This window comes from Novosphingobium organovorum (assembly GCF_022832435.1).
In the GTDB taxonomy this organism is placed as follows: Bacteria; Pseudomonadota; Alphaproteobacteria; order Sphingomonadales; family Sphingomonadaceae; genus Novosphingobium; species Novosphingobium organovorum.
In genome coordinates, this window is sequence record NZ_JALHLF010000096.1 from 1 (window position 1) to 14,826 (window position 14,826).

Below are 14,826 nucleotides of genomic sequence, written 5' to 3' on the forward strand. Positions count from 1 at the left end.
CGTAGGCGGGCAGGCCACGGTAGCGCGCGAGCTGGTCGCCAGCCTGGCGCAGCGCGTTGGCGCTGCCCAGCAGCAGCGCGTCGATGGCCTCGCGGGGCGGGGCGCTCCACGCGCTGGGGGCAACCGTAAAGAGCGGGAACGCCTGCGCGTCGAGCCCCAGCGCGCGGGCTGCGGCAAGGCTGGCCGAAGCGCCGGGCTCGGGGCGCAGGATGAGGATCGGGGGCGGTGCGCGCATTGGCTGGAGCCCGCGTCGGCCGCTCAGGCGGCGGCCCCGGCGAAATGCAGCGCGACGCGCGGCGAGGCCTTCGCCAGAAGCTGCGCGGCGAGCCGTGCGGGACCCACGGTATCGTCTTGTGCAAAGCGGGCTTCGGCCTCGACCCGCTCGCTGCCGTCGGGGGCGTAGATTGCCGCGCGCATGTGCAGCCCGGCGTCTTCGTGGCGGGTGAGCACCGCGATCGGGCTGTGGCAATTGCCGCCCAGTCCTTCGAGCAGCGCGCGTTCGGCGCGCACGCTGGCGCGGCTGGGGGCATGGTCGACGGCGGCAAGGAAGGTGCGCGTGCGATCGTCGCTGGCGCGGCATTCGATCAGGATCGCGGCTTGCGCGGGGGCGGGCAGCCAGTCCTCGGCGTCGAGCGGGTGGCCGGTGCCGGTCTCGCCCAGCCGCTTGAGTCCGGCGGCGGCGAGGAACGTGGCCTGCGCCTCGCCCGCGGCGAGTTTGGCCAGCCGGGTCGCCACGTTGCCGCGAAACGTCACCACGCGGCAATCGGGCCGGGCGTGGAGCAGCTGCGCGGCGCGGCGCGGTGCGCTGGTGCCAACGACCGCACCTACCGGCAGCGCGGCAATGCTCTGCGCGCCGATGAGCACGTCGCGCACGTCCTCGCGTTCGAGCACCGCGCCGATCGTGAACGCCTCGGGACGTAGCGTTTCGACGTCCTTGGCCGAATGGACCGCGAAATCGATCTCCCCCTCGGCGAGCCAGGCGTCGAGTTCCTTGGTCCACAGCGCTTTTCCCCCGATTTCGGCAAGCGCGCGGTCCTGAATGCGATCACCACTGGCGGTCACCGCGATGATCTCTATATGCGCGGGATCGATTCCGTGCGCGCTGGCGAGACGGGCGCGGGCTTCTTCGGCCTGCGCCATGGCCAGGGGCGAACGGCGGGTGCCGAGGCGGTAGCGCGTTTGCGCGGCGGAAGTTTGGGTGCTCATGGACGAAGTGTGCTAGCGATCTGGCGCGATCAGGAAAAGGGTCGTTCGGACAAAGTGTTTCAGGGACGGTGAGGATGACGACAGTCCTCGGAATTGAAAGCTCGTGCGACGAGACCGCCGCGGCGCTGGTTACCGGCGATCGGGTGATCCTCGCCCAGCGCATTGCCTCGCAGGATGAAGAGCACAAGCCCTTCGGTGGGGTCGTGCCCGAAATCGCCGCGCGCGCGCATGTCGAGCGGCTCGCCCCCCTGATCGAAGGCACGCTGGCCGATGCGGGCATGACGCTCGACGACGTTGACGCGATCGCCGCGACCGCGGGGCCGGGGCTGATCGGCGGGGTCATGGTCGGGCTGGTCTCGGCCAAGGCGCTGGCGATGGCCACCGGCAAGCCGCTGATCGCGATCAACCATCTGGAAGGCCACGCGCTTTCGCCGCGTCTGGCCGACGCCTCGCTGGCCTATCCCTATCTTCTGCTGCTGGTGTCGGGCGGGCATTGCCAGATCCTGCTGGTCGAGGGCGTGGGCCGCTTCCGGCGCCTCGCGACGACGATCGACGATGCGCTGGGCGAAGCCTTCGACAAGTCGGCCAAGGTGCTGGGCCTGGGCTATCCCGGTGGCCCCGCGCTCGAACGGTTGGCGGCTGGGGGGGACCCATCCGTGGTTCCGCTGCCGCGCCCGCTCAAGGGCAGCAAGGAGCCGCATTTCTCCTTCGCCGGGCTCAAGAGCGCGGTGCTGCGCGCGCACCAGTCGGGCGAATACGCCGCCGCCGACATTGCCGCCGCGTTCCAGCAGGCCGCGATCGAGTGCCTGATCGACCGTCTGCGCCGCGCGCTCGCGCGGGTCGGTGATGTTGCCGTGACCGCGTTGGTTGTTGCAGGCGGAGTGGCGGCCAACACCGCGATCCGAAATGCGCTCGAAACACTGGCGGGCGAACACGCGCTGCCGTTCATCGCACCGCCGCTCACGCTGTGTACGGACAATGCGGCGATGATTGCCTGGGCGGGTGTCGAACGCCATGCGCTGGGGCAAAGCGATCCGCTCGATGTGGCCGCGCGCCCGCGCTGGCCGCTCGATCCGGACGCCGAGGCGGTGCGTGGAGCCGGAGTGAAGGCATGAGTGAGGGCATGAACGGCACGTCTGGCGCGCGCCCTGTCAGGGTTGGCGTGGTTGGCGCGGGGGCCTGGGGCACCGCTCTGGCGCAGGCGCTCGCGCGCGCATCGAAGGGCGGTGAAGTGCTGCTCTGGGCGCGCGAGGCGGCGCTGGCCGAGCGGATCAACCAGACCCGTGTCAACGATCTTTACCTGCCCGGCGCGACGATCGAGCCGGGGGTGCGCGCCACCAGCGATCTGGCGCAGCTGGGCGAACTGGACGCGCTGCTGGCGGTGGTGCCCGCGCAGTTCCTCGCCTCGGTCATCGCCGACCTGCCCGATCGCCCGCGCGATCTGGTGCTTTGCGCCAAGGGTATCGAGGCGACGAGCGGGCGTCTCATGGCCGATGTCGCGCGCGAGGCCGCGCCGGCGAGCCGCCTTGCGGTGCTTTCGGGGCCGACGTTCGCGCACGAAGTCGCCGCCGGCTTGCCGACGGCGGTGACGCTGGCCTGCTCGGGCGGGCGCGAACAGTGGGACCGGCTGGCCCCCACGATCGCGAGCCCGGCCTTCCGGCCCTATTATTCGGACGACGTGATCGGGGCCGAAATCGGCGGCGCGATCAAGAACGTGCTGGCCATTGCCTGCGGCGTGGTCGAAGGGCTGGGGCTCGGCCAGAACGCGCGCGCGGCGCTGATCGCGCGCGGCTATGCCGAGATGCTGCGCTTTGGCCTCGCACGCGGGGGGCGCGCCGAGACGCTGTCGGGGCTGTGTGGCCTGGGCGATCTGGTGCTGACCTGTTCCTCCACCTCGAGCCGCAATTTCTCGCTCGGGCTCGCGCTCGGGCAGGGGATGAGCGCGGCGCAGGCGCTGTCGGGCAAGTCTTCGGTGGCCGAAGGCGCGGCGACCGCCCCGATCCTGGCTGACCTCGCCCGGCGCGAAGGGCTGGACATGCCGATCGCGCAGGCCGTCGCGCGGCTGCTCGAAGGCAGCGCGCCCGCGCGCGATGTGGTCTCGGACATCCTCTCGCGTCCCTTGCGCGCTGAACAGGAGCCCGCCGCGTGACCGATACCGTCACGCGCGCCGAGGCGGGCCGGGAAAAACAGGACACCGACGATATCGCCGCGCTCGCCAAGGGTGGGCGCACCAACTTCATCGGCTTTTTCCTGCGGCTTGCGGCGCGTATCCCGTTCCTGTTCATCGCCGGGCGCGCGGCGGCCTATGGACCGGCCGCGATGGGGCGCTTTGCCTCCGCGCTGGTCATCATCGAGCTGACCTCGATGGTGTGCACGATGGGCGAAAAGCGTGGCCTGGCCCAGCGCATGACCGAGGCCGAAGGCAAGGAGCTGCCCGCCAACACCATCTTCGATGGCATGGCCGTGGCGCTGCTCGCGAGCTGTGCGGCGGCGCTGTTCTTCTGGCTGGTGCCCGCGCCGATGTTCCCGGGCGGACGCTACACCGCGCTCGACCGGCTGATCGTCATCGCCATTCCCCCGCTGGCGCTGACCGAAATCTGGCTCGCCGCGCTCGCCTATCGCCTGCACATCAGCCCCACGGTCTGGTCGCGCGCGATCGTCGAGCCCTGGACGATCTCGATCATGGCCGGGGCGATGATCTACGTCGCGCCCGAAAGCGGGCTGTCGCTGGCCTATGTCGCCTCGATCTTCGCCGCCGCAGCGACCGCCTTCGTGCCCTTCATTCGCGAATACGGCCTGCCGCGCGGCTGGCGCCCACGGTTTGGTGTCATGCGGCGCCTCGCCGTGCGCTCGATGCCGATCGCGCTCGCCGACACGATCGAGTGGGGGACGCGGCGGGTCGACATCCTGCTGCTCGGCTTCCTCGCGCCGCCCTCCGCGGTGGGGGTCTACTACGCCGCGCAGCAGGTGGCGAGCCTGCCGCAGAAGCTCAAGACCAGCTTCGAGCCGGTGCTGGGCCCGGTCATCACCCGCGCGCTCAAGAGCCGGGACTACGCCGCGATCGCGCGGCAGGTGTGCCAGGTCGGCTTCTGGATCATGGCCGCGCAGGCGGGCATCGCGCTGGCGCTGGGGATCACCGGGGAAGGCGTGATGGGTCTGGTGGGCCGTGAATTCGTGGGCGGCACCGGCGCGCTGGCGCTGCTGCTGGCGGCCGAAGTGGTGGCCTCGACCGCCGTGGTGAGCGAGGCGGCGCTGATCTACATCCACCGCGTGCGCAACCTCGGCGTTTCCTTCGCGACGATCGTGTTCCAGGCGGCGATGACCTTCGGCGGGATCGAACTGATGCAGCGGCTGGGCTACAATTCGCTTTACCAGGCCGCGGCAGCGGCGGGGGCGCTGTTCGTGGCGCTGGGGCTGGCCTCGCTGGTCAAGGCGAGGATGCTGGCGAGCTTTTTGGGCTATCCGATCAACAACTGGCGCTGGCCGCTGCTCTGGGCGGCGGCTCCGGCCGTCATCATCGGCTATGTCGTCACCAACTTCCTGCCCGAATGGGTAGAACTGGCCTTCGGTGTGCCCGCGATCCTGGCATCCTACCTCTTCGTTATCTGGAAGAAGGCCTTCGGCCCGGAAGATCGCAAGCTGTTCCAGAAGACCAAGTCGGCCTGATTTGTCGCACCCAGTGTCCGTTGACAGCCAAGTTGGCCTGACAAAACGGGAACATCCGGGCTTTTGTCACAAGGCTTTGACAGGGTTCTTGCCCGATGTGCCCGTTTTTTGACAACCAGTCTGCCCGATCTTGCGAAACCAATAACTTAGCTGGACTTACGCAATCCTTCTTCGTTCCACGGTTCCCGAAGGGGCTTTTCCTTCGATGTTCGTCTGGAGAGATCCCGCGGACGCCTCGTGGTCGGCATGGTCGCCAAACGTATCGATCTTGTCGGCAAGATAAGCGTGGGTCTGCAAGTGGCGAACGGCGTGGGGGGCGTGCTTGGCGCGGGCCCTATTGCGTGCGAAGGCGATAGTTGATTGGTCGCCGACATTGCCGAGAGCATGGGTTCCGGCTGTGGAAAGTGAATGATGCAGATTTGCGCTTCGTCGGCAGTCTAAGCATCATTTCTGCGGAAACCTATCATCGATGATGCGTATGAAGATCGAACACACTGAAGCGTCCCGGGTTTTCCGGAGGCTCCGATTTATGAGAAGGAGCTTTCGTTATGAGCAGAACCCGGAACAAGTTTTAGCTTCGCTGGCCTTCGGCTCACCTGAGGTCCGTGATCGTGCGGTGCGTATGGTTGGTGAACATCGCGCCGATTACGGTTCGGAATGGGAGGCGATGTCTTCGATTGCCGCCAAGATCGGCTGCACGGCCGAGGCACTGCGCCGCTGGTGCCGCGAGGAGGCGAGCCGACTAGCGGGGCCAGCGGCGCTTGCCGCCGATGAGAAGGCCAGGATCAAGGCTCTCGAACGTGAAGTGAAGGAACTACGCCGGGCCAACGAGATACTCCGCAAGGCGCCTGCATATTTTGCGATGGCGGAGTGAGCCTGAACCACTGGCGCCGCGAGAGATGATGATGGCGTTCATAGACGCCCATCGCCAGGACCTGGGTATCGAGCCGATCTGCGGAGAGCTGGCAGTCGCCCCGTCCTCCTATCACGAACATGTTGCACGCCTGGTTGATCCGTCCAGGCGACCCGAGCGTGCGCGTCGGGACGAAGAAATCTGTCGTCAGATCAAGCGCGTCTACGAGGACAGCCACAGCCTCTACGGGTCGCGCAAGGTCTGGCATCAGCTACGCCGCGAAGGCATCGCAGTTGCCAAGTGCACCGTCGAGCGCCTCATGCGCAGTATGGGGCTCGCTGGCATACGGCGAGGCAAGAAGACCGTGACCACCATCAGTGATCCCAAGGCGCAATGCCCACTGGACAAGGTCAATCGGGAGTTCCGCGTCTCGCGGCCCAATGCCTTGTGGGTGGTCGATTTTACGTATGTCCACACCTGGGTCGGCTTCGTCTATGTCGCCTTCGTGATCGATGCTTATGCGCGACGGATCGTGGGCTGGAAGGTCAGCACGTCGGCCACCGCCGGCTTCGTCCTCGATGCTCTGGAGCAAGCTATCCATGCCCGCAGGCCCGGCCCGGACGATGGTCTGATCCATCACAGCGACAGGGGCGTTCAATATCTTGCCATGAACTACACACAGCGCCTCGCCGAAGCCAATCTCGTTCCCTCGGTCGAGAGCGTGGGCGACTCCTATGACAACGCTTTGGCCGAGACGATCAACGGTCTCTACAAGGCCGAGGTCATCTGGCGCCAGCGTTCCTGGCCCAGCGTATCCGCAGTGGAAATGGCGACGTTGAGCTGGGTCGATTGGTTCAACAACCACCGCCTCTTCGGCCCTATCGGTTACATCCCCCCTGCCGAAGCCGAAGCGAACGCCTATGCGGCACTCGAAACCCTCGATATGGTCGCTTGACTCAAACCAAACTGCCTCCGGAAAACCCAGGACGCTTCAAATCGAACCACTAGGGAACTGAATTATCGCTCTGAGTTTCCGATAGGGGTCGGTGGCGATCGGACTGATTATCCAAATTGTGTGAAGTTTCGGTCATCGCCGTGTAATGCGGTCTGCGTGCGATGGATCGAGCCGTCCGCAGAACTCTGGTCGCCAAGACGTGGCTTCGCTGCTACCGCCTGTCACCTTGGATCCTGAAACGGGCTCCGCAGCCTTGCGTGCTACGTTCACTCGCGAGGATAGGTTTCTTCGGACGTAGCTTGAGGTATTCAAAAGATGACATTCGACAGGGGAAATCGCGCCTATGGTCGCGACCGGTTCGGCGGTGGTGATGATCGTTGGGGCGGCGGCAATGATCGCTTTGGCAGTGGTGACCGCTTTGGTGGCGGCCAGCGTGGCGGCTTGGGTGGATCGCGAGGCGGCGGTTTTGGCGGTGGCGGCTCGCGTGGCGGCCCAGGCCAAGTCGTGGGCCAGGGCCGTGGCACGGTCAAGTTCTTCAACCCCGACAAGGGGTTCGGCTTCATTCAGCTTGAAGGTGGCGGCGACGATGCATTCGTGCACATCAGCGCCGTGCAGTCCGCCGGCCTCGAAACGCTGGCGGAAGGTCAGCAGCTGGAATTTCAGCTGGTCGAGCGCAACGGCAAGGTTTCTGCATCCGAACTGACCATCGTCGGCGAGGTCATCGTTGCCGAACGTCGCGAGCGGGCTGCCGCTCCTGTTCAGCGTCAGTCCACTGGTGAGAAGGCCACCGGCACCGTCAAGTTCTTCAATAGCACGAAGGGCTTCGGCTTCATCGTCCGCGATGATGGCCAGCCTGATGCGTTCGTGCATATCAGCGCCGTTGAGCGCTCCGGCCTCCATGGCCTTTCGGAAGGCGATCAGCTCGAATTCGAGATCGAGATCGATCGCCGTGGCAAGGCATCGGCCGTGAATCTGGTCCAGCGCTGACTGACCTGGCCATGGTTGCGGCAAGTGGCCATGGCCTCATCTCGGGCATTCCTCGATCGCATCACGATCGGCGACGGAAAGCATGCGGCTTATGTCGAAGGCCCTGATCAAAGGCGCCTTCGACAGGCTGACTGCAGGGCCAGGGCGTGTGTCCTTGATTCAAACGCGCGCACGGGGACGGGCCAGCTTCCTCCCGGAACGGATATCCGGCCACATTGCTTGAACTGCAGACCAGAGGCGGTTCATTCCTGCCCGTTAGGCCGCCCTTCACCGGCCTCGTCAGGCTGATGATCTGAGAACCTTGCTTTGTCCTGAAACAACCATCGTCATGACAAGGCCAATAAGACGGCAAGGGATTGCATGATCAACGACGATCGCAGCGACGACAACGCCTCCCCTCTTTTCGACATCGACAAGGGTTCGGTCCAGCGCTTCATCGCGCGCGCCAAGAAACAGGGCTCCATCACGGTCAAGGAGTTGAATGCGGCTCTCCCGCAGGACCAGATGACCACCGATCAGATTGAGGACATCATGGCCGCGATCTCGGAGATGGGCGTCAAGATCGTCGAGAACGATGATGATGACGATGAGGAAGGCGAGCGGGAAAATGGCGTGGAGGCCGTCGATGGTCGCGATGACGAGTCCGGTTCGGATTCCGAGTTCGACGAAGGCAATTCCCGGCGCCGTCCCGGCGAGACCCGCAAGGCCGACACGCTCGCGCGGTCCGATGACCCGGTCCGCATGTACCTGCAGGAAATGGGCGCCGCCGAGATGCTCAGCCGCGAGGGTGAAGCGGCCATCGCCAAGCGCATCGAAGCCGGCCGCGACATGATGATCATGGGGCTCTGCGAAAGCCCCATGACCTTCCACGCGATCATCGGGTGGTCCGAGGCGCTCAACAAGGGCGACATGCAGCTTCGCGAGATACTCGACCTCGACGCGATGCTCTCCAAAGAACCGCAGCCGGAAAATCTGCGCGAGGACGGTGGGGGCGACGGCGAGATTTCCGCGGCCACGGCAGGTCCCACGTTCAAGGATGACGACGCGGACAACTCAGAGGAAGTGGACGAGAACGGCAATCCGGTATCCAGGCGACAGTCCGAGGACGATGACGACGACGACACCTTGTCCATCGGCCAGATGGAAGAGGCCCTGAAGCCGGAGGCCTTGGAGAAGTTCGCGCTCATCACCCAACTGTTTCACTCCTTCGAGAAGCTGCAGAGCGAACGCCTGGAAGCGCTGGGGCTGGGCATCGATTTCCCTATGGCGAAGGAAGACCGGTATCAGCAGCTGAGCGAAGATCTCACCGCGCAGGTTGAGTCGGTACAGTTCCATGCCGCCAAGATCGAATACCTTGTCGACAATCTCTATGCCTTCAACCGTAGCCTCACGACGCTGGGCGGCCAGATGCTGCGTCTGGCCGAGCGCCACAAGGTCAAGCGCACCGACTTCCTCGCAGCCTACACGGGCCGGGAGCTGGACGACACCTGGGTCGCCGAGGTGGGCAAGAAGGACAGGAAGTGGGCCGCCTTCGCCGAGAACGAAACGGATCCCGCCGAGCGCATTCGTCTGGAGGTATCGGACATCGCCGCCGCCACCGGCATGGCGCTGCCCGAGTTCCGCCGCATCGTGAACATGGTCCAGAAGGCGGAGCGCGAAGCGCGCATCGCCAAGAAGGAAATGGTCGAGGCGAACCTGCGCCTGGTGATCTCGATCGCCAAGAAGTACAATAACCGCGGCCTGCAGTTCCTGGACCTGGTCCAGGAAGGCAACATCGGCCTNCCTGGTGATCTCGATCGCCAAGAAGTACAATAACCGCGGCCTGCAGTTCCTGGACCTGGTCCAGGAAGGCAACATCGGCCTGATGAAGGCCGTCGACAAGTTCCAGTATCGCCGCGGCTACAAGTTCTCGACGTACGCGACCTGGTGGATCAGGCAGGCGATCACGCGTTCGATCGCGGATCAGGCCCGCACAATCCGCATCCCGGTGCACATGATCGAGACCATCAACAAGCTGGTGCGCACCAGCCGTCAGTTCCTCCACGACCAGGGCCGCGAGCCCACGCCCGAAGAAATGGCCGAGAAGCTGTCGATGCCGCTCGAAAAGGTGAAGCGGGTCCTGAAGATCGCCAAGGAGCCGATCTCGCTCGAAACGCCGATCGGCGACGAGGAGGACAGCAGCCTTGGCAACTTCATTCAGGACGAGAACGCTGTCATCCCGGTGGACGCGGCGATCCAGTCCAACCTGAAGGAAATGATCACGCGCACGCTGGCTTCGCTGACGCCTCGTGAGGAGCGTGTACTGCGCATGCGCTTCGGCATCGGCATGCCGACCGATCACACCCTGGAGGAGGTCGGACAGCAGTTCTCGGTGACTCGCGAGCGTATCCGTCAGATCGAAGCCAAGGCGCTCCGCAAGCTCAAGCATCCGAGCCGTTCACGCATCATGCGAGCGTTCCTCGACTAAGGACAGGCCGCTCGACGGCCTTGGCTGCTATTTCGGCGACCAGGTCGGGCAAATCGCCGGCCGGTGCATCGATCCGTGCAGGCTCAATCTGGGTGGGGGATTCGACGTTCATTGCCACAGGTTTGGCCGATCTTTACAGCAGTTCTCTGCTGCTCGCATTAGCCTAAAAGTAGCTTGTTTTCCAGCCTTATGCTTTGCCTGACATTCTCTCGGATGGGATGCGGAGTGGCCATTTGGCCGATCCTTTGGCCGATCTTCTGGCCGAAGTCCGCCATCCGTTACCGCGCATCAACTCAACGATACCTACGTTTCGGTCACGCCGGACGCCCATTTCGCAACAGCAGGCAATCGAGCTGCGCTGATGCGTTCCACCCATGGCCATTACGGCCATAGGAGATGTGTCATGGGTTTATCAGAATTTGATCCCGCCGTTCACGAACGCGTTTCGTGGAACGCAGGGCGCAAAGTGGGACCTAAGCGCGCGCTCAAGCCGCGCCAGATCTGGGCGGTGCGCTTCTTTCTCGACCAGCACCGGCGCATTCGGGATCGGGCCCTTTTCGATCTTGCGATCGACAGCAAGCTGCGCGGTTGCGACCTTGTGAAGATGAAGATCGGGGATATCGTCTGCGATCGGAAGATTCGAACCCGCGCTACCGTGGTTCAGCAAAAGACCGGGCGACCCGTCCAGTTCGAACTGATGGATGATGCCCGAGCCAGTCTTCTCAAATGGCTTGAACTCCGGAGCGGCTCTCTGGAAGATTTTGTCTTCCCAAGTCGCACGAACCACGCCGCCCACATCAGCACGCGGCAATATGCGCGTCTTGTCGACGAATGGGTCACGGGAATTGGCTTGCCCTGCGAGGATTACGGCACGCATTCCCTGAGAAGGACCAAAGCATCCATCATCTACAAGGCCACGGGCAATCTCCGGGCGGTTCAGATCCTGCTCGGGCATACGAAGATCGAAAGCACGGTCAGGTACCTTGGGGTCGATGTGGAAGACGCCTTGGTTTTGGCCGAGGGCACAGAAATCTAGGATTTTCAGGCTTCCCGTTTAGGCGGGGAGCCTGAACCTTTCTGCTACGGGTAAGTCGCCGCAAATTGTACCCTGCTACACAGCGCCTACCGGCCCCGCCTTCGTATGCGGGAAGGATGAGCAGACCGTCCGCTCCTGAGGAGCGGAAATTGGCGCCTGAGCGGCAATAAAGGGTCGGGAGCGGCTGCGAGGCCTCCTTGGTGCCGATCGTTGTCCTGATAGGGCGGAGCGATTGAAAACAAACGTTGAATTTCACTCTCTGCGCAAGCTACCTCAAGCTCGCGCAGGAGCATACGTGGCAAAACCTGCTTCAGAATGCATAGCGCCACGAAACTCGCAATTCACGCGGCTCGACGGGATGGATGTGATAATCATCGACACCATCGGCGCTCTCACCCTGCAGGCGTGAGGCATAGTAATAGGTGATGTCGGCATCGTGTGCATCGAACAGGTTGAGCACGTCCAGACCGATCCTGCCTCTCCCAATCGGCCGATAGAGCCCCAAATTCACAAGGGTGGTCGGGTCCGAACGCTTTGAGTTGTCCTCAATCAGCGGAGCCGAGCCGAAATGACGCAGCCTCAGCGTGGCCGAGACCGTCCCCGGAAGTTCAAAGGATGCTCCTGCGCTCAACACCTGGCTGACCGAATTGGGAATGTAGCGTTCATCCGCATCGACCCCGGTGAAACGCGCGTGCGTCAAGGCGCCCGAAGCGTCGAGCGTCAGCCAGCCCGTCGGTTTCCAGAACAGGCTCGCTTCGGTGCCATAGCGCCGCGAGGCCGCATTTGCCTCCGTCGTACCGCCGTCACCGGTGTAGACCAGTTCCGAGCCGAGCGTGAGATAGAAGCCGACGAGCGATGCCGTGAAATGCCCTGTCTCCACCCGTGCACCCAGTTCAGCGCCGCGTGCGCGAACCAGCGCGGGTACTTGTTCGGCCGCTTCGCCACTGGAGGGATCGACGGTGATCGTCGAGCCACGCACGTCGTTGCTATGGTAGCTTTCGCCATAGTCGGCATAGAGTTCGAGCCCGCGCGCGACCCGCCAGGCGAGCCGCGCCTTGGGGGCGAGCATCGCCGCCCAGCCTTGGCCCGAATTGGCATCGAGGTCCGAACGCACGTCATAACCCAGCAGGTCGCCGCGAAGCCCTGCGGTTAACCGCAACCGGTCGGTCAGCGCCAATTCGGCTTCGGCAAAGGCCGCGCCGCTGTATTCATCGACGCTATCCTCGCGCACGGTGCTCGTGCGCGCGCCCTCGGCGCTGTGGTAAAGTCCGACTTTCCCAATCATGTCGTAGCGCGTCTCCGCCCCCAGCGTCACGCGGACGGGGAGACTTGCGAGCGTCGTATCGATGTGATGGCGCATGGAACCACCGAACACGCCGCGTCGATCGGCCTGCTGGAATTCGTCGCCGTTCACCGGATCTTCGAGGTAATAGGTGAAGTTCGAGGTCAGGCCGAAATCGTAATAGAGCGCGTAGGCAGTCCACTGGGTGCTTGCACTCGCCGCGTTCAGGGTCAGGCCGATGCGCGTGGTGTGCCCGCCCAGATAGGGATCGATATTGCCATATCGGCTGATCGCGCCGCTCTCGATGGCTCTTTCCGGGACCTGGTCGGTCGCGTTCCAGTCGGCATGGTACGCGCTCAGTGAGAGGCTCCAGGCATCGCCGGAGACCTTTGCGAAGGCATTGATCTTGTGCAGGTCCTCGTCGAGCGTCCAGGGACCGTTGTTGCGCGTGCCGTCGATCGCCAGCAGGACGTCCTTATCGCCCGCCTTGAAACTGCCGGCCACCAGCGCGCGATAATAGCCGTAGCTGCCCACCGTTATTTCGGCCATCGGCGCCAGGGTGCTCTTGGTCTTGAAGGCGACCGTCCCGGCGGCAGAAAAATCACCGACATCCGAAAAGTAGGGCCCCTTGCGATAATCGATTTTCTCGACTAGCTCCGGGATCAGGAAATTGAGGTCCATGTACCCCTGGCCGTGCCCATGGCTGCGCATGTTGACCGGAACCCCATCGACAAATCCGGCAAAGTCCGTGCCGTGATCTAGGTTGAACCCGCGCAGGAAATACTGGTTGGCCTTGCCGGTGCCCGAGTGCTGTGTCGCGATCACGCCCGGCACGTTCTCGACCAGTTCGCCGACACGGGCGAGCGGGCGGTCGTCGAAGTCCTCGTAACCCACCACGCCCTGCGATCCGGAAGTGGCCACCCCGATCTGCGGGAGCGCGCGCCCGTAGACGATGATGGTATCGTTGGTCTTCTGCGCGCCTTGATTGCCATCGGCCTCGTCTGCACGCACTACGGCGGGATAAAACGATGCAACCAATGGCAGGACAAGGCCCAAACCCGCGAACTTCATTTAATGCCCCATTTGTATCGCTCTGTGCGAAGAGGAAAGCCCCCCCCTAGACCCGTCCTGATGGAAAGCAAAGCAGTCCCGACAGCGCGGCTCGGGCGGACACATGGAGATAAGTTACGGTTCTGGAACGAATAAGTCTGCGGCGCCTACGTCGCGAGATCTCGCATCGCCGCTTCATGGCCGTAATGCCCATCATGAGTGGTTCAAAGTCGTCTTTTCGCAATACGGCAGATGGGGAGAGCACAGCGGCAAGCAAGATGGCATCAACAGTCGATTTTCCTATGCAGGTTGGATGACAGGCAAAGTGAAAGGCCATATGGGCCGCGCGTTCATGTCGATCTGGCGCACTTTCCTGTACGGCAACCACTGGCTTGCCAGCCTACTGCTGGCGGCGACGCTGGTGCTCAAGTTCGCGGTGCCCACCGGCTACATGGTCGATCATGACAAGAGCGGCGCGATCATCATGCGCATCTGTAACGGCATGACGACCACGACACTCGTGCGTCACCTGATCCCGACGAAGAAGGACGGCAAGGAAAATCCGGGTAAATCCGGTAAGACCGAATGCCCCTATGCCTCGCTGGCGATGGCCTCCATGGCCAATGCCGATCCGGTCCTGCTGGCGCTGGCCTTCCTCCTTGCGCTCGGCTTTGCGGCCGTTCGCTTCGCCTTGTCTGCGCACATTGCCAAGCTGCGCCCTCCGCTGCGTGGACCGCGCCGCCCCTTAAGGTGGTTTCCTACCGCTGCAATGAAGTCGGTAAGAGCCGAGCCCTCGTCGAGTAATTTTTGGTAGTGTGGTCGTGCCGGACCTCGCGTTTCAGCGCGCGGTAAATCCGGAACAGGGTCAAGTCCAATGAGAGCTGCACTTCGCGGACTGATGCTTACGAGAGTCATTTTCTAGGCAGAGTTAATTGCGCGACTCAGCTAGGGCTGTTGATTGGCATTTCTTGTGACTCACCGAATGACCGCCATTGAGGCGTAATGTCGATGGCTGCTTCGCGCAGGATGATTGGCAGCTTTCATCAGGGCCGGACCTTCACCGCAGCTCATATGGACGGCCGGCTTTGGCCGGCACCGGCCGGAATAGCTGCCCGTCCGGACCTGGGGGCCGGCAATTGCCCATTGAACGACCGGGATGGGTCGGCGGCGGAAGGGCAGTCACGCGTAACCCAGTCTTACAGCATTGTCATACCAAGTTGCGTTGAGCTTGACTCATCGCAACTTGGTCAAGCCCGCGCGGCGCGTGAGCTTTGCAAGATGGGCACCTCCATTTACCTCTCGCCAAGTGCGCCTTGAGATGATT

9 protein-coding genes, 2 pseudogenes and 1 other annotated feature are annotated in these 14,826 nt (G+C 63.6%); of the genes and pseudogenes, 8 read left to right on the top strand and 3 right to left on the bottom strand.

Going from position 1 to position 14,826, the window contains the following annotated elements:
• Together MTR62_RS16955 and hemC are read right to left on the bottom strand one after the other, a co-directional pair.
• A pseudogene (locus tag MTR62_RS16955) lies at window positions 1-235 on the bottom strand (uroporphyrinogen-III synthase); the annotation flags it as partial.
• Window positions 236-258: 23 nt separating this feature from the next.
• Window positions 259-1,206 carry a hydroxymethylbilane synthase gene (gene hemC / locus MTR62_RS16960; protein ID WP_268739921.1) on the bottom strand — a complete coding sequence of 316 codons (948 nt, stop codon included), beginning with the start codon at window positions 1,204-1,206 and terminating at the stop codon, window positions 259-261.
• Between the two features lie 74 nt (window positions 1,207-1,280).
• Between hemC and tsaD the strand changes: the two genes are divergently transcribed.
• From tsaD to MTR62_RS17000, 7 genes and pseudogenes are all read left to right on the top strand, one after another.
• A complete protein-coding gene (gene tsaD / locus MTR62_RS16965; RefSeq protein ID WP_244023134.1) occupies window positions 1,281-2,321 on the top strand; it encodes a tRNA (adenosine(37)-N6)-threonylcarbamoyltransferase complex transferase subunit TsaD in 1,041 nt (346 codons plus the stop codon).
• Window positions 2,322-2,329: 8 nt separating this feature from the next.
• Complete coding sequence (locus MTR62_RS16970; protein WP_244023136.1) at window positions 2,330-3,355, top strand: NAD(P)H-dependent glycerol-3-phosphate dehydrogenase; 1,026 nt, start codon at window positions 2,330-2,332, stop codon at window positions 3,353-3,355.
• Window positions 3,352-4,872, top strand: a complete 1,521-nt coding sequence (locus MTR62_RS16975; protein ID WP_244023138.1) for a lipopolysaccharide biosynthesis protein — start codon at window positions 3,352-3,354, stop codon at window positions 4,870-4,872. The genes MTR62_RS16970 and MTR62_RS16975 overlap by 4 nt, the downstream gene beginning before the upstream one ends.
• A gap of 622 nt (window positions 4,873-5,494) precedes the next feature.
• Window positions 5,495-6,680 (top strand): IS3 family transposase gene (locus MTR62_RS16980; RefSeq protein ID WP_407672702.1). Its coding sequence is split into 2 segments (ribosomal slippage): window positions 5,495-5,742 and window positions 5,741-6,680, totalling 1,188 coding nucleotides; the frame shifts between segments, so codons are not numbered across the junction.
• Window positions 5,722-5,847: a sequence feature (AL1L pseudoknot), on the top strand. Its footprint overlaps the gene before it by 126 nt.
• A gap of 315 nt (window positions 6,681-6,995) precedes the next feature.
• On the top strand, window positions 6,996-7,667 hold the full coding sequence (locus MTR62_RS21525; RefSeq protein ID WP_327194427.1) for a cold-shock protein: 672 nt from the start codon (window positions 6,996-6,998) through the stop codon (window positions 7,665-7,667).
• A gap of 360 nt (window positions 7,668-8,027) precedes the next feature.
• A pseudogene (rpoD, locus tag MTR62_RS16995) lies at window positions 8,028-10,134 on the top strand (RNA polymerase sigma factor RpoD).
• Between the two features lie 403 nt (window positions 10,135-10,537).
• Window positions 10,538-11,170 (top strand): tyrosine-type recombinase/integrase, encoded by a 633-nt coding sequence (locus MTR62_RS17000; RefSeq protein WP_244023140.1) that lies wholly within the window; start codon window positions 10,538-10,540, stop codon window positions 11,168-11,170.
• A gap of 310 nt (window positions 11,171-11,480) precedes the next feature.
• Here MTR62_RS17000 and MTR62_RS17005 read toward each other — a convergent pair whose 3' ends face one another.
• A complete protein-coding gene (locus MTR62_RS17005; RefSeq protein ID WP_244023142.1) occupies window positions 11,481-13,523 on the bottom strand; it encodes a TonB-dependent receptor in 2,043 nt (680 codons plus the stop codon).
• Between the two features lie 103 nt (window positions 13,524-13,626).
• Between MTR62_RS17005 and MTR62_RS17010 the strand changes: the two genes are divergently transcribed.
• Entirely contained in the window at window positions 13,627-14,316 is a 690-nt protein-coding gene (locus MTR62_RS17010) for a hypothetical protein (protein WP_244023144.1), read from the top strand.
• The last annotated feature ends 510 nt before the right edge of the window (window positions 14,317-14,826 follow it).